This is a genomic window from Pseudomonas sp. IT-P12, assembly GCF_949767465.1.
In the GTDB taxonomy this organism is placed as follows: Bacteria; Pseudomonadota; Gammaproteobacteria; order Pseudomonadales; family Pseudomonadaceae; genus Aquipseudomonas.
The window spans coordinates 294,951-313,539 of sequence record NZ_CATKPY010000025.1; the positions used below are offsets into that span (position 1 = coordinate 294,951).

General features: G+C 61.3%; 17 protein-coding genes. 10 read left to right on the forward strand and 7 right to left on the reverse strand.

The genetic code is table 11. From position 1 onward, the window contains the following. Positions 1-61 precede the first annotated feature (61 nt). Complete coding sequence (gene apbC / locus ACM6IM_RS24830; RefSeq protein ID WP_414866567.1) at positions 62-1,156, forward strand: iron-sulfur cluster carrier protein ApbC; 1,095 nt, start codon at positions 62-64, stop codon at positions 1,154-1,156. A 132-nt stretch (positions 1,157-1,288) separates the two neighbouring features. Here the strand turns inward: apbC and ACM6IM_RS24835 are convergent, their stop codons facing one another. Beyond that, on the reverse strand, positions 1,289-2,047 hold the full coding sequence (locus ACM6IM_RS24835; protein ID WP_201194073.1) for an SDR family oxidoreductase: 759 nt from the start codon (positions 2,045-2,047) through the stop codon (positions 1,289-1,291). A 164-nt stretch (positions 2,048-2,211) separates the two neighbouring features. Between ACM6IM_RS24835 and ACM6IM_RS24840 the strand changes: the two genes are divergently transcribed. From ACM6IM_RS24840 to groL, 4 genes are all read left to right on the forward strand, one after another. After that, a complete protein-coding gene (locus tag ACM6IM_RS24840; RefSeq protein ID WP_414866568.1) occupies positions 2,212-2,943 on the forward strand; it encodes a HugZ family protein in 732 nt (243 codons plus the stop codon). Positions 2,944-3,009: 66 nt separating this feature from the next. After that, positions 3,010-3,486: an FxsA family protein gene (locus ACM6IM_RS24845; RefSeq protein WP_192305377.1), complete on the forward strand. Its 477-nt coding sequence runs from the start codon at positions 3,010-3,012 to the stop codon at positions 3,484-3,486. 247 nt (positions 3,487-3,733) lie between these two features. Further along, positions 3,734-4,027: a co-chaperone GroES gene (locus tag ACM6IM_RS24850; protein WP_192305379.1), complete on the forward strand. Its 294-nt coding sequence runs from the start codon at positions 3,734-3,736 to the stop codon at positions 4,025-4,027. Positions 4,028-4,076: 49 nt separating this feature from the next. Next, entirely contained in the window at positions 4,077-5,723 is a 1,647-nt protein-coding gene (gene groL, locus ACM6IM_RS24855) for a chaperonin GroEL (protein ID WP_192305381.1), read from the forward strand. A 79-nt stretch (positions 5,724-5,802) separates the two neighbouring features. Here the strand turns inward: groL and ACM6IM_RS24860 are convergent, their stop codons facing one another. After that, a complete protein-coding gene (locus ACM6IM_RS24860) occupies positions 5,803-6,546 on the reverse strand; it encodes a phosphatase PAP2 family protein (protein ID WP_192305383.1) in 744 nt (247 codons plus the stop codon). A 218-nt stretch (positions 6,547-6,764) separates the two neighbouring features. Between ACM6IM_RS24860 and colR the strand changes: the two genes are divergently transcribed. The 5 genes from colR (at position 6,765) to ACM6IM_RS24885 (ending at position 10,481) form a co-directional block, all read left to right on the forward strand. Beyond that, on the forward strand, positions 6,765-7,448 hold the full coding sequence (colR, locus tag ACM6IM_RS24865; RefSeq protein WP_192305385.1) for a two-component system response regulator ColR: 684 nt from the start codon (positions 6,765-6,767) through the stop codon (positions 7,446-7,448). Then, entirely contained in the window at positions 7,438-8,715 is a 1,278-nt protein-coding gene (locus ACM6IM_RS24870; RefSeq protein WP_414866569.1) for a sensor histidine kinase, read from the forward strand. The genes colR and ACM6IM_RS24870 overlap by 11 nt, the downstream gene beginning before the upstream one ends. Positions 8,716-8,864: 149 nt before the next feature. Continuing rightward, the gene (locus ACM6IM_RS24875; RefSeq protein ID WP_192305389.1) at positions 8,865-9,533 is read left to right on the forward strand and encodes a class I SAM-dependent methyltransferase; all 669 of its coding nucleotides are present in this window, start codon (positions 8,865-8,867) and stop codon (positions 9,531-9,533) included. Between the two features lie 4 nt (positions 9,534-9,537). Then, the gene (locus ACM6IM_RS24880) at positions 9,538-10,251 is read left to right on the forward strand and encodes a lipopolysaccharide kinase InaA family protein (RefSeq protein WP_414866570.1); all 714 of its coding nucleotides are present in this window, start codon (positions 9,538-9,540) and stop codon (positions 10,249-10,251) included. 2 nt (positions 10,252-10,253) lie between these two features. Then, on the forward strand, positions 10,254-10,481 hold the full coding sequence (locus ACM6IM_RS24885; RefSeq protein ID WP_192305392.1) for a hypothetical protein: 228 nt from the start codon (positions 10,254-10,256) through the stop codon (positions 10,479-10,481). A 158-nt stretch (positions 10,482-10,639) separates the two neighbouring features. Here ACM6IM_RS24885 and ACM6IM_RS24890 read toward each other — a convergent pair whose 3' ends face one another. The 5 genes from ACM6IM_RS24890 to ACM6IM_RS24910 form a co-directional block, all read right to left on the reverse strand. Next, the gene (locus ACM6IM_RS24890) at positions 10,640-13,687 is read right to left on the reverse strand and encodes a multidrug efflux RND transporter permease subunit (RefSeq protein ID WP_414866571.1); all 3,048 of its coding nucleotides are present in this window, start codon (positions 13,685-13,687) and stop codon (positions 10,640-10,642) included. A 13-nt stretch (positions 13,688-13,700) separates the two neighbouring features. Next, positions 13,701-14,849: an efflux RND transporter periplasmic adaptor subunit gene (locus tag ACM6IM_RS24895; protein ID WP_414866572.1), complete on the reverse strand. Its 1,149-nt coding sequence runs from the start codon at positions 14,847-14,849 to the stop codon at positions 13,701-13,703. Between the two features lie 90 nt (positions 14,850-14,939). After that, entirely contained in the window at positions 14,940-16,037 is a 1,098-nt protein-coding gene (locus tag ACM6IM_RS24900; protein ID WP_414866573.1) for a DUF1513 domain-containing protein, read from the reverse strand. A gap of 14 nt (positions 16,038-16,051) precedes the next feature. Next, positions 16,052-17,116 (reverse strand): imelysin family protein, encoded by a 1,065-nt coding sequence (locus ACM6IM_RS24905; protein WP_201194063.1) that lies wholly within the window; start codon positions 17,114-17,116, stop codon positions 16,052-16,054. A 27-nt stretch (positions 17,117-17,143) separates the two neighbouring features. Further along, positions 17,144-18,571: a di-heme oxidoredictase family protein gene (locus ACM6IM_RS24910; RefSeq protein ID WP_414866574.1), complete on the reverse strand. Its 1,428-nt coding sequence runs from the start codon at positions 18,569-18,571 to the stop codon at positions 17,144-17,146. Positions 18,572-18,589: the final 18 nt, after the last annotated feature.

Below are 18,589 nucleotides of genomic sequence, written 5' to 3' on the forward strand. Positions count from 1 at the left end.
GCGGACGTCAGAACAGGTACGATACCCGCCTGATTTTCCAGTCTTGCTATTGGAGTTGCCCATGAGCGCCGTCAATCGCGCAGCGGTGGAAGCCGTCCTTCGTCAATACACCGACCCTTATTTGAACCAGGACCCGGTCAGCGCCGGGTGTGTGCGCAGCATCGACATCCAGGGTGACCGCGTCAGTGTCCAGCTGGAGTTGGGCTATGCCGCCGGCCTGTTCAAGAGCGGCTGGTCGCAGATGTTGCAAATGGCCATCGAAGGCCTCGACGGCGTGGCCAGTGCCCGTGTCGAGATCACCAGCGTGATCGCCGCACACAAGGCTCAGGCACAGATTCCGGGCCTGGCCAACGTCAAGAACGTGGTCGCCGTGGCCTCCGGCAAGGGCGGCGTGGGCAAGTCCACCACCGCAGCCAACCTTGCGCTGGCCCTGGCTCGGGAAGGCGCCCGGGTGGGAATTCTGGATGCGGATATCTATGGTCCGAGCCAGGGCATCATGTTCGGCATTGCCGAAGGCACCCGGCCGAAGATCAAGGATCAGAAATGGTTCGTGCCGATCGAGTCCCATGGTGTCGAAGTGATGTCCATGGCCTTCCTGACCGACGACAATACGCCGATGGTCTGGCGCGGCCCGATGGTCTCTGGTGCACTGCTGCAACTGGTGACACAAACTGCCTGGGGCGATCTGGATTACCTGGTCATCGACATGCCGCCAGGCACCGGCGACATCCAGTTGACCCTGGCACAGAAAGTCCCGGTGGCCGGCGCGGTGATCGTTACCACCCCGCAAGACCTGGCGTTGCTGGATGCGCGCAAAGGCGTGGAGATGTTCCGCAAAGTCAATATCCCGGTGCTGGGCGTGGTCGAGAACATGGCCGTGCACATCTGCTCCAACTGCGGACATGCCGAGCATTTGTTCGGCGAGGGTGGCGGAGTGAAGCTGGCCGAGCAGTACGGCGTCGAGCTGTTGGCGTCGTTGCCGCTGTCGATGGTGATTCGCGAGCAGGCCGATGGTGGCAAGCCGACGGTCATCGCCGAGCCGGATAGCCAGATTGCCATGGTCTATCAGGAATTGGCCCGCCATGTCGGTGCGCGGATCGTGTTGCAGGAAGCCCTGTCGCCAGCCATGCCGAACATCAGCGTCAGCGACGATTGATCTTGACCGGTAAATGTTGAAAAAACGCTGGGAGCGAGCCTGCTCGCGATGTGAATCAACATTCAACAACCGTGTTGAATGGACTATAGCCATCGCGAGCAGGCTCGCTCCCACAGGAGGCTGATGCAGGATTTAGATGCGCAACCCGCCATCCATCTCCAGGATCCGCCCGGTGTAGTAGTCGTTTTCGAAGATGTACGCCGCCGAATGGGCGATCTCCTGCGGCTTGCCCATGCGCTTGAGCGGAATCCCGGCGGTCATCTTCTCCAGTGCTTCGGGCTTCATCCCCAGGGTCATTTCGGTTTCGATGAAGCCCGGCGCAATCCCCGCGACACGAATGCCGTAACGCGCCAGTTCCTTGGCCCAGGTCACGGTCGCCGCAGCGACACCGGCCTTGGCGGCGGAGTAGTTGGTCTGGCCGATGTTGCCGGCGCGGGAGATCGAAGAGATGTTGATGATGGCGCCGCCGTTTTTCAGCTCGACCATTTTCGCAGCGACTTCACGGGTGCACAGGAACACGCCAGTGAGGTTGACATCGATCACCGCCTGCCATTGCGCCAGGCTCATTTTGCTCATCTCGCCGTCCTTGACCTTGAGCAGCAGGCCGTCGCGCAGGATGCCGGCGTTGTTGATCAAGCCGTGGATCGCGCCGAAGTCTTCGGCCACCTGGGCAACCATGTGGGTCACCTGCTCTTCATTGGCGACGTTGCACAGGTAGGCGCGGGCTTCGACGCCCTTGGCCTTGCACGCGGCAACGGCCTGGTCGAGCTTTTCCTGGTTCAGGTCGACCAGGGCCAGCCGGGCGCCCTTGTCGGCGAAATACTCGGCCATGGAGCGGCCCAGACCCTGGCAACCGCCGGTGATAATGATTACTTTGTCAGTGAGTTGCATTGGCATGCCCCGGTAGCAGATGGAGTGGTTTTCCTTTCGAGCCAATCTCGATCTGCACCCTGCCGTGGCCTGGCTGCACATGAGAATTTGCCTCGATGGCGCCCTGGAACTTTCACCCGGCGCCTGTCCGTTTTTTCGACGGATTCTTTATAAGGAGTCATAAATTGAGCGTTGAAGCGGCCAAGAATGCCCGAGAATTACTTCTCAAGGAATACCGCGGGGTGCTCTCAACGCACTCCAAAGCCATGCCCGGCTTCCCGTTCGGCTCCGTGGTGCCCTACTGCCTGGACGAGCAGGGTCGCCCGCTGATCCTGATCAGCCGCATCGCCCAGCACACGCACAATCTGCAGAAAGATCCGAAATGTTCGTTGTTCGTCGGCGAACGCGGTGCCGAGGATGTGCAGGCCGTCGGTCGCCTGACTTACCTTGCCGAGGCGCAGCAACTGCAGGATGCCGCCCGGATCGACAGCGCGGCCGAGCGCTACTATCGCTACTTCCCGGACTCGCAGAACTACCACAAGGCCCACGATTTCGACTTCTGGGTGCTCAACCCGGTGCGCCACCGTTACATCGGCGGTTTCGGCGCGATTCACTGGATCGATCAACTGACCCTGGCGAATCCGTTCGCGGGCAAGGCAGAAGTCAGCATGGTCGAGCACATGAACGCCGATCACGCCAAGGCCATTGCCCACTATGTCGATCTGGCCGGCCTGCCGAAAAGCGAGCCGGCGCAACTGGCCGGCATCGACACCGAAGGCATGCACCTGCGCATCGGCCAAGGGCTCTACTGGCTACCGTTCCAAGCCCCATGTAATACGCCGACACAAGTGCGCGAAGCCTTGGTTTTCCTGGCTCACGCCGAGCAGTGGCCGAAAAATGCAGCGGTCGGCGCTTGAATTCACGAATCGGTGACGTCATCTAGGGAAGACTGGCAAGGCATTCTTGCGTTGAGGAACCATTTGATGCGCCCTTTTTTATTGCTCTTTGTACTGTTTCCGGTGTTGGAGCTGTTCGTATTCGTCAAGGTGAGCGGAGCGATCGGTTTTTTTCCGGCGCTGCTGCTGGTCATTCTCGGCTCGATGCTCGGCGTGTTCGTGCTGCGTATCGCCGGCCTGGCCACGGCGTTGCGTGCACGTGAAAGCCTGAACCGTGGCGAACTGCCGGCCCAGACCATGCTCGAGGGCCTGATGCTGGCGCTGGCAGGCGGCCTGCTGATCCTGCCGGGCTTCGTCACTGACGTGCTGGGCTTGATCCTGCTGCTGCCGTTCTCTCGCCGGTTGCTGGCCAACAAGATGCGTCAGCGCGCCGAAGAAGCGGCGGTCCGTCAGCGGGCCTTCGCCGATGACCTCCAGCCACGGGGCGGTCCTGCTCCGCGCGAGCCTCTGGGGCGTGAGCCGGAAGTGATCGAAGGCGAATTCGAACACCGTGACTCCAAGTAAATCGTTTCATCGGCACGGCACCTTCGGGTGCCGTGTTCGTTTTCGGGCCATCGATTAAAAAATTTCGTGTCCCGCCCTTGTAATAACCTTATGCGCCCTTATGTAACGGTCACCGCAAGGTTTCTGGCAATTGCGCCAGACAGACTTCAGCGGTTCGCTTGTCGAACCGCACCCGGCACCGCCGGACTTTGTTAAACCCGCCGGGACTACACCGGCCGATGAAAACCACAATTAGGAGAGATCGACAATGAAGCTTCGTCCTCTGCATGACCGCGTCGTCATCCGTCGCAGCGAAGAAGAAAAGAAAACCGCTGGCGGTATCGTCCTGCCAGGTTCGGCTGCCGAAAAAGCCAACAGCGGCGAAATCCTCGCCGTCGGCAGCGGCCGCGTTCTGGACAACGGTGAAGTGCGTGCACTGTCCGTCAAAGTGGGCGACAAGGTTGTGTTTGGTCCTTACTCCGGCAGCAACACTGTGAAAGTCGACGGCGAAGACCTGTTGGTAATGAGCGAGAACGAAATCCTCGCTGTTATCGAAGGCTGATTCCCCGCTCATTTTCCCGCTACTCCAAAGTATTTAAGGAATATCGATCATGGCTGCTAAAGAAGTTAAATTCGGCGATTCCGCCCGCAAGAAAATGCTTACCGGTGTCAACGTCCTGGCTGACGCGGTAAAAGCGACCCTGGGCCCGAAAGGCCGTAACGTGATCATCGAGAAGAGCTTCGGCGCTCCGACCATCACCAAGGACGGCGTTTCCGTAGCCAAGGAAATCGAGCTGGAAGACCGTTTCGAAAACATGGGCGCGCAGCTGGTCAAAGACGTTGCCTCCCGTGCCAACGATGACGCCGGCGACGGCACCACCACCGCTACCGTTCTGGCTCAAGCGATCGTCAACGAAGGCCTGAAAGCCGTCGCTGCCGGCATGAACCCGATGGACCTCAAGCGCGGTATCGACAAAGCGACCATCGCGATCGTCAAAGAGCTGAAGAACCTGTCCAAGCCATGCGCCGACACCAAGGCCATCGCTCAGGTGGGTACCATCTCCGCCAACTCCGACAACTCCATCGGCGACATCATTGCCGAAGCCATGGAAAAAGTCGGTAAAGAAGGCGTGATCACCGTTGAAGAAGGCTCGGGCCTGGAAAACGAACTGTCGGTTGTAGAAGGCATGCAGTTCGACCGTGGCTACCTGTCCCCATACTTCGTCAACAAGCCGGACACCATGGTGGCCGAGCTCGACGGCCCGCTGATCCTGCTGGTCGACAAGAAGATCTCGAACATCCGCGAAATGCTGCCAGTACTGGAAGCCGTCGCCAAAGCCGGCCGTCCACTGCTGATCGTGGCCGAAGACGTTGAAGGCGAAGCCCTGGCAACGCTGGTTGTGAACAACATGCGTGGCATCGTCAAAGTCGCAGCCGTCAAGGCGCCAGGCTTCGGCGACCGTCGCAAGGCCATGCTGCAGGACATCGCCGTTCTGACCGGCGGTACCGTGATCTCCGAAGAGATCGGCCTGAGCCTGGAAAGCACCACCCTGGAGCACCTGGGTAACGCCAAGCGCGTCACCCTGTCCAAGGAAAACACCATCATCGTTGACGGTGCTGGCGTACAGGGCGACATCGAAGCGCGTATCGCCCAGATCCGTGCCCAGGTGGCCGAGACTTCCTCGGACTACGACCGTGAAAAACTGCAAGAGCGTCTGGCCAAGCTGTCCGGCGGCGTTGCAGTGATCAAGGTTGGCGCTGGCTCCGAAGTCGAAATGAAAGAGAAGAAAGCCCGCGTTGAAGACGCCCTGCACGCTACCCGTGCAGCCGTTGAAGAAGGCGTGGTGCCTGGCGGTGGCGTAGCGCTGATCCGTGCCCTGCAGACCCTGGCCGACCTGAAAGGCGACAACGCTGACCAGGACGTGGGTATCGCTGTGCTGCGTCGCGCTATCGAAGCGCCGCTGCGTCAGATCGTTGCCAACTCCGGCGACGAGCCAAGCGTCGTGGTCGACAAGGTCAAGAACGGTCAGGGCAGCTTCGGCTACAACGCTGCAACCGGCGAGTACGGCGACATGATCGAAATGGGTATCCTGGACCCAACCAAGGTCACCCGTTCCGCACTGCAAGCTGCAAGCTCGATCGGCGGTCTGATTCTGACCACCGAAGCAGCGGTCGCTGATGCACCGCGTAAAGACGCTCCAGCTGGCGGCGGCATGCCAGACATGGGCGGTATGGGCGGCATGGGCGGCATGATGTAAGCCAGCCTTACCCCGTACAGAAAAACCCCGCCTGCGAAAGCAGGCGGGGTTTTTTATTGCTCCCTTTCCGATCAGCGTTTCAGGCGTTGGCGGGTGCGGCCTTGGTCACGGTTTCAACACGGGACGCCGGTCGGTACAAAATCCAGTAATACGACCCCAGGCAGATCAACCAGCAGAAAATCGCCGTCCACACGTTGTGCGAGAAAAAGTGCGCGCCTTGCATCATCCGGCTCACCGAAAACACCGTACCCAGTGCAAAGGCAAAGACGAAGGCCTGGCGGGCCAGGCGAGGACGACGGTCGCGCAGCACGAAGAACAGTGCAAACAGGGTGAAGCCGGTGGCGGCGTGACCACCGGGCCAGCAACGGCCGGGTTTGTCGGTAGGAGGGCGAGGGCTGAGCAATTCGCTGTATTTTTCGTGACCACCGAATTGCTCCAGGCTCCACGGACATTGCACTGCCGTCACCGCCTTGACCGGCGTGACGAACGAAGTCGCCAGGCCCAGGGACAACACCAGGCAGCCCAGTTCGCGTTTGAACGGTTTCAGCCGGGCGATGAAAAAGGCGCCGACGAAGCCGAGAATGGCGAACACCGAAAAGGCAATGACCAGTTGCTTGGCGCGGTCATGCAGGATGTCTTCGAGGAAATAACTGTGGCGCCCGATAAAGTCGCCGACGGTCGGGTCGTAGAACAGCGTGGCCAGGTCCATGTCCAGGGACGTCAGTTCGAGCAGCAGCAGAATGATCGCCGCAATGAGGGGAACGCCCAGGCACACCCGGAAATCCAGCGGGCGAGAGGCGGGGCGGGCGGAAGTCGAAACCATGGCAGTTCCTTGGTCGGTCAATGTTCTGGAAAGCGCAGCCGCGCGGAGTGTGAGCTGACGGGTGTCGCCTGTTTGTGAACCGATGGTGAAAAAGTCGTTAAGCGTCAAAAGGCCTGAAAAGGGGGCTTTTGCACTGCACGTGGTCCTAGCCCTGAGCCACACTTGGCCGTAAGCTGCGCGGGCCGAGACGGCCGTTACTGTGTACGGAGAAGGTGCCCATGCGAATTCTATTGGTTGAAGACAACCGCGATATCCTGGCCAATCTGGCTGATTACCTGGGGCTCAAAGGCTATACCGTGGATTGCGCGCAGGACGGTTTGTCGGGCCTTCACCTGGCGGCGACCGAGCATTACGACTTGATCGTGCTCGACATCATGTTGCCTGGCATTGACGGCTACACCCTGTGCAAACGCCTGCGTGAGGACGCCCGTCGCGACACGCCGGTCATCATGCTGACCGCCCGTGACCAATTGGACGATCGCTTGCAAGGCTTCAAGTCCGGTGCCGATGACTACCTGATCAAGCCATTTGCCCTCTCGGAGCTGGCCGCGCGGATCGAAGCGGTGATGCGTCGGGCCCAGGGCGGCGGTCGGCGCACACTGGAGGTCGGCGGGCTCAGCTATGACCTCGATACCCTGGAGGTCAGCCGCGAAGGTCGCCTGTTGAAGCTCAATCCGGTGGGCCTCAAGTTGCTGGCCGTGCTGATGCAAAAAAGCCCCCACGTCCTGCGTCGGGAGATTCTCGAAGAAGCCTTGTGGGGCGATGATTGCCCGGACAGCGACAGCCTGCGCAGCCATGTCCACCAATTGCGTCAGGTGATCGACAAGCCGTTCGCCAAACCGTTGCTGCACACCGTGCATGGTGTGGGTTATCGCTTGGCCGAGGGCCGTGATGGAGTTTAAGCAAAGCCTTGCTCAACGGATCATCATCGCCTTTGCGCTGATGAGCGCGCTGGTCGCCGGGGCCTTCGCCATGGGCATTGTCGCAACGGTTCACCTGGTGGAAGAAAAACTGATTTCCGCAGGCCTGGGCGGTGATTTGCAACGGCTGTTGCTGATGGACAGCGTCTCGGACTGGAGCCATCGCCCCGAGCCGGACCAGCTGTTCTATTTCAGCGGCGGGCCGGGCGACTTCGAGTTGCCCAAGGACCTGCGTCACCTCGATCCGGGTTTTCACGAAGTGTTCCGCGAGCAGCTGTCGTACCACGCGATGGTCGAAGTCGTCGACGGCCGGCGCTATGTGCTGCTGCAAGACCAGAGCGACTTCGAGGAGCGCGAGCGCGTGTTGTTCGCCGTTGTGCTGGTCGGCTTCGTGCTCAGCCTGGCGTTGGCGGTGTTTCTCGGCTGGATACTGGCACGCAAGGTGATGGCACCGGTGGTGCGGCTGGCGCGCCAGGTCCGTCACCGTGACCAGTTGCTGGGCCTGGCGCCACCACTGGCGCCGGATTATGCCGCCGATGAAGTGGGCGAGCTGGCGGTGGCTTTCGACGCCACGCTTGGTCGTTTGCGCCAGGCATTGACTCGGGAGCGCCTGTTCACCAGCGACGTCAGCCATGAATTGCGCACCCCCCTGATGGTGCTGGCCAGTTCCTGTGAGCTGTTGCTGGAAAATCCCGGTATTGATCAGCGCGGACGGGCACAGGTCGAACGAATCGCCCGTGCCTGTGAAGAAATGCGTGAACTGGTGCAAACGTTTCTGATGCTGGCCCGGGCTCAGCGCGAAGATGCCGGCATCGCGCCACAACAGTCACTGACCCAGGTCGCCGACGGGTTGCTCACTCTCTGGCGTGGGCCGATCGAAGCCAAGGGGTTGTCGCTGATCTTCGAGCCTGGCCATCCGCACGACACCCGTTACAACGCCACCCTGCTGCAGGCCGTCATGGGCAACCTGCTGCGCAACGCGCTGCACTACACCGAGCGCGGGTTTATCCGTTTGACCCTCACAGCCACGGGTTTCCGGGTCGAGGACAGTGGTGTGGGGATCCCGGAAGAGAAACGCGAAGCGATGTTCGAGCCGTTCGTGCGAGGCAATGAAAAACGCGGAGACGGTCTGGGCCTGGGCCTGTCGCTGGTACAGCGGATTTGCGAAAACCAGGGGTGGAGCGTCAGCCTGACTCAGATGGAGCCCAATGGCTGTCGCTTTCAGGTCGAGCTGGCCCCGGCGACCTGAAAGTTATGGCCCCCAGCCATCACGGACACCCTGTAAAACCTTGTAATAGTAAAGGGTTTTACATGACATTTTTTTCACAAAGGCATGACCTGTCGCTGACACGCCGCTCCCTAACGTAGGTGTCATCAGACGTTCAGGAGTGCCTGGTGATGGCCGGCCCGATAAAGCTCGATTTTTCCGAAAAGTACGACGATTCGCACGCGCAGAAATATTTGCGCAAACATCAGGACGGTTTGGGCCGTCGGTTGTCTCATTGGCGGGACGAACAACTGGCGCGCAAAGCATTGACCCTGGTCGGTGAACCCGGCCTGGTCCTTGATTTACCCTGCGGTGCCGGGCGTTTCTGGCCTTTGCTGGCGGAAAAACCCAACCGTGTGATCATCGGGGCGGACAACTCCGAGTCGATGATCAAGATCGCGCTCGAGGCGCAACCCGCCGAAGTGGTGAAACGGGTACGGCCTTTGCACACTTCTGCGTTCGACATCGATTTGCCTGATAACGCCGTCGACAGCATTTTTTGCATGCGCTTGTTGCACCACATCGGTGACGCCGAGCATCGACTGGCTATTTTGCGTGAATTCGAGCGGGTCAGCCGTGACAGTGTGATTCTGTCTCTATGGGTCGACGGTAATTTCAAGGCGTGGAAGCGCAAGCGTTCCGAGCTTAAGCGTGAGCAGGAAGGTTACCAAAATCGATTTGTGTTACCGGCTGCTACGGTTGAAAAAGAATTTGAGCAGGCGGGTTTCCGTATCCAGGAACAACTGGATTTTCTACCGCTCTATGCCATGTGGCGGGTTTATGTATTACGCAAGAGGTAACACAATGGCAGTGCAGTGTGCAGTAGAAGCAGACGTCGCCTCCGAAGATCGATTTGATCATTACTGGAATCAGCGCGGTGAATGGGTTGAAGAACCCAATGTTCGTCGTGGTGGTGAAAGCGGCGTACAGCGCGTCAAGGCAGCGGATGGCCAGTTGTTGTATGCCAAGCGTCAGACCGGGCATATCTACCGCAGCTGGCTGCACCCCTTCGGTCGCCCGACGGTTCTGCGTGAACGTGACGCGCTGATTGGCGTGAGCAAGATTGGCGTCCGTGTTCCCGAAATCGTTTTCTGCGGCGCGCAGCGCGATCCCGCCCACCAATGGCGCGCGCTGCTGGTGACCAAGTCGCTGGATGGTTTCGAGGAAATTGCCCATTGGTACGCCGGCGGCGGACGTGAGCGTCACGGTGACGCCGTGCATGACCGCGTGCTGAAGGACGTGGCCGAAAACCTGGCGCTCATGCACCTGGGCCGCTGGCAGCACAGCTGCCTCTACATGAAGCATATTTTTGTCCGGGTGACCGGGGAAGGCGAGGCGACCAAGGTTGAAACGGCTCTGATCGATCTGGAGAAGTGCCGTCAGCGTTTGACCGCCTATCGCGCGGCCTCCCATGACCTGAAGCAACTGCGCCGCCATTCGTCGTTCAGTGCGACGGAGTGGAAGAAACTCGTCTACTTTTACGAGACAGCGTTTGGCAGCGCTATCAAAGGTTTATAGCGATGAAACTAGAAATTGCGCGAGGTTTGTTCCTGCTGGGAGCCTTGGCAGTTGCTTCATTGGCGGTGGCGGCTTGGGAACAGCCGCGCACGCAGGTCCTCGGTTCAGTGAACGGGGACGCTCGATGCCCGCTGCCGCGGATTGCCAAGGCATCGGCTGCAACCCAACCCGATCATGATCTTCTGCTGTTCATGTTCGGACTCTCTCAAGGACTGAGGCCGCAAAGTTGACCCGATCGAAGCCCCCGAAAAGGCCTCGCTATTGCGAGGCCTTTTTTATGGTGCGCAAAAACACTTGGGAGCGAGCCCGCTCGCGAGGGTCGCCAACGATAAAGCGGGCTGGTTGATGGCCCGCCTTGTCTGGACGTTTCTCGCGAGCGGGTTCGTTCCTATGGATGGATTTGCGGATCAGTCGGTTTGTCCGGCTTGGCCAGCAGGGTATAGACGCACGGCAATACGAACAGGGTGAACAGGGTGCCGATCGACATCCCCGTGGCGATCACCGTGCCGATGTCGAATCGGCTGACGGCACCGGCGCCGGTGGCAATGATCAGCGGCACCATGCCGAACACCATCGCCGCGGTGGTCATCAACACCGGGCGCAGGCGGATCGACGCGGCTTCCTCGACGGCCTCGCGAGGCGTCAGGCCCTTTTCCTTGCGCAGCTGGTTGGCGAATTCGACGATCAGGATCCCGTGCTTGCTGATCAAACCGATCAGCGTCACCAGGCCGACCTGGGTGTAGATGTTCATGCTCGACCAGCCCAGGAACAACGGGATCAACGCACCGCAGATCGACAGCGGCACCGTCACCAGGATCACCAGCGGATCGCGGAAACTCTCGAACTGGGCCGCCAGGACCAGGAAAATGATCGCCAGTGCCAGGGCAAACGTCACCCACAGCGCACTGCCTTCCTGGATGTACTGTCGCGAGGCCCCGGCGTAGTCGACGGCGAAACCGGCCGGCGCTTCTTCCCGGGCGATCTGGCGCACCGCTTCGAGGGCTTCCCCCATGCTCACCAGCGGCACGCCGGAGAGAATCGCCGAGTTGAGCTGCTGGAACTGGTTCAATTGCCGCGGCCGTGCACGGTCGGTGACAGTGATCAGGGTCGACAGGGCCAGCAGTTCACCCTTTGTGTTCTTCACGTAGTAGTTGTTCAGCCAGTCCGGGTTGTCGCGGAAGGGCCGTTCGACCTGCGCGATGACCTTGTAGCTGCGGCCTTCAATGGTGAAGCGGTTGATTTCCGCCTCGCCCAGCAGTGTCGCCAGCGTCCCGCCAAGGTCCTGCATGGAGACGCCCATCTGTGCGGCCTTGGCGCGGTCGATGTCCACCACGACTTCAGGTTTGTCGAATGCCAGGTCAACGTCGACGAAGGCAAACTTGCCGGACTCCATCGCCCGCTTCTTCACCCGGTCCATCACTTGCAGCAACGACTCGTAATCGTTGGCGGTATTGATGACGAATTGAAACGGCAGCCCTTCGCCGGTGCCCGGCAGGGACGGCAGGTTGAAGCCGAACACCTGCAAGCCGGCAATGCCCTCGAGCTTGCCCTGGACCTCGGGCAGGATTTCCATCTGGGTGCGGTCGCGTTCGTTCCAGGGCTTGAGCAGGAAGCCGCCGACCCCCGATTGCACGCCGTTGAAGCCGTTGATCTGGAACGAGGAGTAGTACTCGGGAAACGCCTTGAAGATGTCGATGAATTCGTTGGTGTAGGCGTTCAGGTAGTCGAGGTTGGTCGGCTGCGGGGCATTGGCCAGCATGAAGATGATGCCCTGGTCCTCGTCCGGTGCCAGCTCCGACTTGGTGAAGGTGAGCAGCGCCGGAATCAGGCACAGCACGATGGCGGCAAACACCAGCACCACCGGGCGGGTGTTCAGCGTGCCGTGGAGCAGGCGCTGGTAGCGGCGTTTGAGGCTGTCGAAAATCAGGTCGAGGCGGTGTGCCAGGCCCGTGGGGTTTTCGTCGTGGCGCAGCAGCACGGCGCACATCATCGGTGACAGGGTCAGGGCGACGATGCCGGAGATCACCACCGCGCCGGCCAGGGTCAGGGCGAACTCCTTGAACAGCGCGCCGGTAAGGCCTGTCAGGAAGCCAATGGGCGCATAGACCGCCGCCAGGGTGATGGTCATCGAGACCACCGGCATGGCGATTTCCCGGGCCCCCTCGATGGCGGCATCCAGCGGCGTCTTGCCTTCCTCGATATGCCGGTGGATGTTTTCCACCACGACGATGGCGTCGTCCACCACCAGGCCGATGGCCAGCACCATGGCCAGCAGGGTCAGCAGGTTGATCGAGTAACCCATCATCTGCATGAAGAACATCACGCCAATCATCGACAGCGGGATCGTCACCACCGGGATCACCACCGAGCGCAGCGCACCGAGGAACAGGAACACGACGACTATCACGATCAGCACTGCTTCGAACAGGGTCTTGACCACCTCGTCGATCGAGGCCTGGATGAACAAGGTCGCGTCGTAGGCGATCTCGCCCTTGAGGTTCGGCGGCAACTGGGCCTCAAGGTCGGGCATGATCTTGCGCACTTCCTTGATCACGTCCAGCGGGTTGGCGCCGGGCGTGGCCTTGATGCCGATGTACACCGAGGGCGTGCCACCGAAGGAGCTGATGCTGTCGTAGTTCTCCGCGCCCATTTCCACGCGTGCGACATCGCTGAGCAGCACGCGGCTGTCACCCTCGACCTTGAGCGGGATCGCCGCAAAGGCCTCGGCGGACTTGAGTTCGGTGTTGGCGTTGATGCTGGTGACCACGTACTCGCCTTTCACTTCGCCGGCGGCGGAGAGGAAGTTGTACTGGCGCACCGCGTTGGTGACGTCGCTGGCGCTCAGGCCGAAACCGGCGAGCTTCACCGGGTCCAGCCACAGGCGCATGGCGAATACCTGGTTGCCAAGGATTTCGGCTTCGGCCATGCCTGGCAGCGTGGCCAGTTTGGGCTGGATGACCCGTGACAGGTAGTCGGTGATCTGCGGGTTGCTCAGTTCCTTGCTGAAGAAACTGATGTACATCAGTGCCGAGGCGTCGGCCGCTTCCTTGCTCAGCACCGGGTCTTCGGCGTCCTGGGGCAACTGGTTCTTCACCTCGTTGGCCTTGGCCAGAAGTTCGGTGAACAAACGGTCGCTGTTGGAACCGATGCGCGCGTAGATCGAAATCACCGAGAAGTTCTGGCGACTGACCGAGGTCATGTAGTCGATGCCTTCGGCGCTCGCCAGGCTCTGTTGCATCGGTTGGGTGATGTAGCCCTGGATGGTTTCGGCGTTGGCGCCGGGGTACGCGGTGGTCACCGTGATCAGGGCGTTTTCCATTTGCGGGTACTGGCGCAGCGGCAGCTTGCTCCAGGCCTGGAAACCCAGCAGCACAATCAGCAGGCTGACCACGGAGGCGAGCACCGGGCGGCGGATGAACGGGTCGGTAAAAGCCATGGGAATTCCTTGATCAGTCCGCACGCGGCGGGCTGTTCTTCTCGCCTAGGGTCTTGTCGTCGCTGATGGCAATGTGCGCGCCGTTGTCCAATTTGATCTGGCCGGCCGTGACCACTTGCTCGCCGCTGTGCACGCCCTTGGTAATCATCACCACGCCGTCGCGGCGTTCGCCGGTTTCGATGAAGCGACGTTCGGCGATCAGGATCGGTTCACCCTTGTCGTTTTTTTCCAGCTGGCCGTCTTCGGACTTTTTCTGCGCGACGATGTACAGCGAGTTGCCGTACAGCGTGTAGGTGATCGCGCTTTCCGGCACCACAACGCGCGGCTGCGGGTCGGGCAGCATCACCTGCAGGTTGGCGAACATCCCCGGCAACAACTTGCCGTCGGGGTTGGCCAGGGTGGCGCGGACCTGAACGTTGCGTGTGCTGTTTTCGACCTTGGGGTTGATCGCGCTGATGGTGCCGGGGAAGGTCTGGGCCGGGTAGGCCGCGACGATGATCTCCACCGGTTGACCAACGCCGATTTTCGGCACCGACTGCTCGGGCACGAAGAAATCGACATAGAGGCTGCTGAGGTCTTGCAGGGTGGCGATCACGGTGCCGCTGGCCAGGTAGTCGCCGATGTCGACCTGGCGAATGCCGATGGTTCCGGTGAAGGGTGCGGCGATACTCTTTTTGCCGAGGGCCGCCTTGAGCTGGTTGACCGTGGCCTTGCTTTTTTTCAGCACCGCCGACAGTCGGTCGAATTCGCCTTTGGAAATGGCCTGGCTGCCGACCAGTTGACTGCCACGACCGTAGTCGAGCTGGGCCAGCCCGAGATCGGCCTCGGCCGTTTCGAGCAGAGCCGATTCCACCTTGCTGTCGAGTCGCAGAAGCAGTTGGCCAGCCTTGACCTTCTGCCCCGACTCGAACTGCAAATCGATGACCGTGCCGTCGGTTTCCAGGCTCAGGTCCACACCCTGCAACGCCTTGAGCGTGCCGACCGTCGGCAATCGTGCCTGCCACGGCTGCTCGACAGCAGCGGCCACCGCGACACTGATCGGCGGCTTCGGCGCGGAGAAAGCCTGGATCATCGTATAGATGGAGAAGGCTTTGTAACCGGCCAAGACCAGCACGATCAACAGAACAATACCCAACATGATCAGCATGCGGCGACGCAGCATATTTCCATTTCCTTGGAGAAAATCAGGTGAGACAGTCCGGCACATTACTCCCTGTGCGAAGGCTATTCCAGTGACCGCAAAACGGCGTCTTCAGACCAGATGCAAATGGTTATCCCAAAGCCCCGCCGGCAGCTCCAGCGGTTTTGCAACAAGGTTTGTCTGGCGGCAATCGTAGTAGCGGCAGCGACCTTGTCCGGAGGTCACGACAAAGCCATCGGCCACTGCACCGACCCCGGCACAGTCAGGCAGTGGCGCATCCAGGCGCACGTCACCGCTGTCCAGGTCCCAGATGAAAAAGCGGTTGCCCCGGGGCGCCGTCAATGCCACCAGGCGCAGGTCGCTGTGCACCGCGACGCTGGCGGTGTAATGCCCCATGGCCTGCAATTGATGCTCGGGCACCGGGAACGCCACGAACGGCTGGCCGGGACGCTTGATGGCCAGCAACTCCGACGATTCGTGAGACGGGCCCATGAACTGCTGGCCGGCGACGATGGTGCCGTCGCTGGCAATGCCCAGGTGGCGCACGCTGTTCATCTGCTGCGCGAGGGTTTCCTTGCTCAGCAGAGTGCCATCGCGTTGCATCAGCACCAGGCTCGGCTCCATGGCATCGAGGTTCATCTCGACCCGGCTTTCGGCCTCGGTGCGAATGCCACCGTTGGCCACCACCAGGGTTTCGCCATCGGGCAGCCACGACACCTGGTGCGGTCCGATGCCATGGGTCGATATCTCGCCGCTGTGCACCAGACGTTCACCTTCGAACCGGTACACACCGAGCAGACCGCGCCCCGGATCGGACGTGTCGTTCTCGGTGGCGTAGAGCCAGTCGCCGCTGTTGTGAATCACCGCGTGGCCGTAGAAATGCCGGTTCGGCTGCGAGGTCACCGTCTGCAACAGCGTGCCGTCGCGCAGGTCGATCAGGTAGCTTTCGGTGCCGGGGCGCCGGGCGACGAACAGGGCAATCGGCCGTGTCGGGTGATCGATGATGTCATGGCAGCGCTGGCCGACCTGGGTGGCGAACACCCGGGTGCCGTCCAGCCGATAGCCGACGGCGTAATGCCTGCCATCGCCATCGTCCCGCGCCGAGAGCAGCAGCGGGCCGTGATCCTTTTGCTTGAACAGCTTCCAGCCGCCCAGGGTCACTGCGCCCAGCAGCAAACTACCTAACGTCAGAGCCTGTCGTCGCAGCATGGCACTCGCCCTCATCAGTCACCGTCGTTGGCGTTGAAGCCCAGTTGGATGCCCAGCGCCTTGGCCAGTTCGCCTTCGTGCAGGCGATGGACGACGTTGAGGCTATCGTAGATGTCGTTGAGTTGCTGGCGACCGGCATCGTCGCCGAGCATTTCGGTCAGCGAGCGCTGGTTGCTGGCGAACAGTTTCAGGGACGCGGCGTAAGCGGCATCGATCTTGTCGGCCAGGGGTTTCTGCTCGCTCGGCAACAGGCCGCGCAGGCCTTTGTTGTCCACGCCTTCCCACACGGTTTTGGCTGCGGCGAGGCTGGCTTCAAGGCCGGTCAGGGACGACTGGCTGCGCCAGGCATCGGCCTGGAACGGTTGCGGCACGCCTTTGGTCTGGCGGCCCATCGGCGTGCCGAGTTTCTTCTTCAGGCTGTCGAGCGCGGTGACCTGCACCCGCAGCAGGTCGGCGATGGCTTCGTGGGAATCGGCGTAGCGCTGGTTCGGAAACTTGCTCATCTGCGCGAGCATGCCATCGGTGTTGTTCCAGCTTTTGAGGATCTCTTCAGCCAGTTGTTTCTGACGCTCGCCGATGGCGATCAGCAGTGGGCAGTAGCGGGCTTTCTGTTCGGCGTTGGCCACATCGGGCTTGCTGTCGAACAGGATGTATTCGTAGGCGGACAGCCCTTGAACCACCACGCTGGACTTGGCGAGGGCCGCGGCATCGATCTGCGGCTGGGCGCTGACCAGTTGTTCGACCTGACGACCGACGAGGTTTTTCTTGTCCGGCCAGAATTGCACCTGCCAGGCGCGATTGCCCTCGGCCAGTGGACCGATCAGCAGCGGTTGCAGCTCGGCCCAGGCTTTTTGCGCGTGGAGGAAATCGGCGCGGGCGGTGTCGAGGCTTTCCTTGCCTTCGCAATAGGCCAGTGCACTGACGGCCAACTGCCGGTCAGCCTCGACCCAACGGGTGTAGGTCGGCAGGATCACCGATTTGGCGATGGCCGCCGAGGTGACGGCCTGCGGATCCTGGGGTGAGCACGCGCCGAGGGCGAGGGCGGCAAGGCTGGTGAACAGTAACTTGGGACGGAACATGTGAGGCTCCCGCTGATTCAATGCGTATTAAAGGGAATTCAAAAAGGCCAGCAACGCGGCGCGCTGCTCGGCATTGAAAGACAAAACCTGTTGCTGCGCCGCCTTCGCTTCGCCGCCATGCCAGAGCACGGCTTCGAGCAGGTTGCGGGCGCGGCCGTCATGCAGGAACTGGGTGTGGCCACTGACCGCTTGCGTCAGACCGATGCCCCATAACGGCGGGGTGCGCCAGTCGCGGCCACCGGCCTTGAATTCGCTGCGGTTGTCAGCCAGGCCGTCGCCCATGTCGTGCAGCAGCAGATCGCTGTAGGGGCGAATCACCTGATTGGCCAGTTCAGGCTCGGCGGCGTTGGCGGCGGTGGTGTACTGGGGGGTGTGGCAGGACTGGCAACCGGCCTGGAAAAACAGGTTTTTGCCGGCCAGCACGTCAGGCGCGCCGACGTCGCGGCGGGCCGGTACGGCGAGGTTGCGGCTGTAGAACAGCACCAGGCGCAGGATGTTGTCGCTGACTTCCGGTTCGCCATCCTGGCCATTGCCATTGGGCGCCTGCTTGCAGGCGGTCTGCGCGTCGGTGCAGTCATCGAAGGGCCTGAGACGGGTCGTGAGGCCCATATCACCGGAAAACGCGTGAACGTTCTGTTGATTGAGATTCGGTTGCCCGGCCTTCCAGCCAAATCGACCGAGGACGGTTTTCTGCTCGGCATCATCCCAGACCTGGTTCGGCCGGCCGGCGATGCCGTTGTTGTCTTTTGCCTGTGCCCTGGCATTGGCCAGGATCGCTTCCTCGGGGATGGCTTCGAGCAGGCCCAGGCCGATCATCGGCGGCGCGACCCGCGCGGAAAAACGCGTGTCCGGATGCATCGGGCCATAGCCCAGCTGGGTGATGTTCAGGCTGGGTTGGCGCAACTCGACCTCGGTGCCGTCCTTGAAGCGCACCGTCACGGGTGTGTAGTCGACCCGCACCTTGCCTTCCGGGACGACGCCGGGGATGGCCATGTCCTGGAATTGCCCGCCGTAGACCGGTTCCGGGACCACGCCGAGGCGTTCGATGACCTTCGCGTAGCCCGGCGCATCGGGTATCGACAGGCGTACCAGCATCGACACTGCGTTGCTGGCATCGGGCGCGGGTGGATGGCCGCGACCGTCCTTGATGTGGCAGTTCTGGCAGGCGTTGGTGTTGAACAAGGGGCCAAGGCCGTCCCGCGCGGTGGTGGTCGACGGGGCGATCACCCAGGGGTTGCGGAAGAAACTGTTGCCGACGCTGAAGTCCACGCGCCTGGACGGCGGCAGGTTGGCGGAGGGCAGGGAAAACGCGTTCTGGTCAGTCTTGCGCACGGTCGTGCTGCCACCGGACCGGGCTTCACCCGGTTCGGCTTGGGTAAAACGCGGGGCGTCATCGCAGGCACTCAGGCCCAGGGCCAGAAACAGCGCGGACAAGCGAAGAAGCAGCGAAGGCATCAGACATCCTGCAAGACG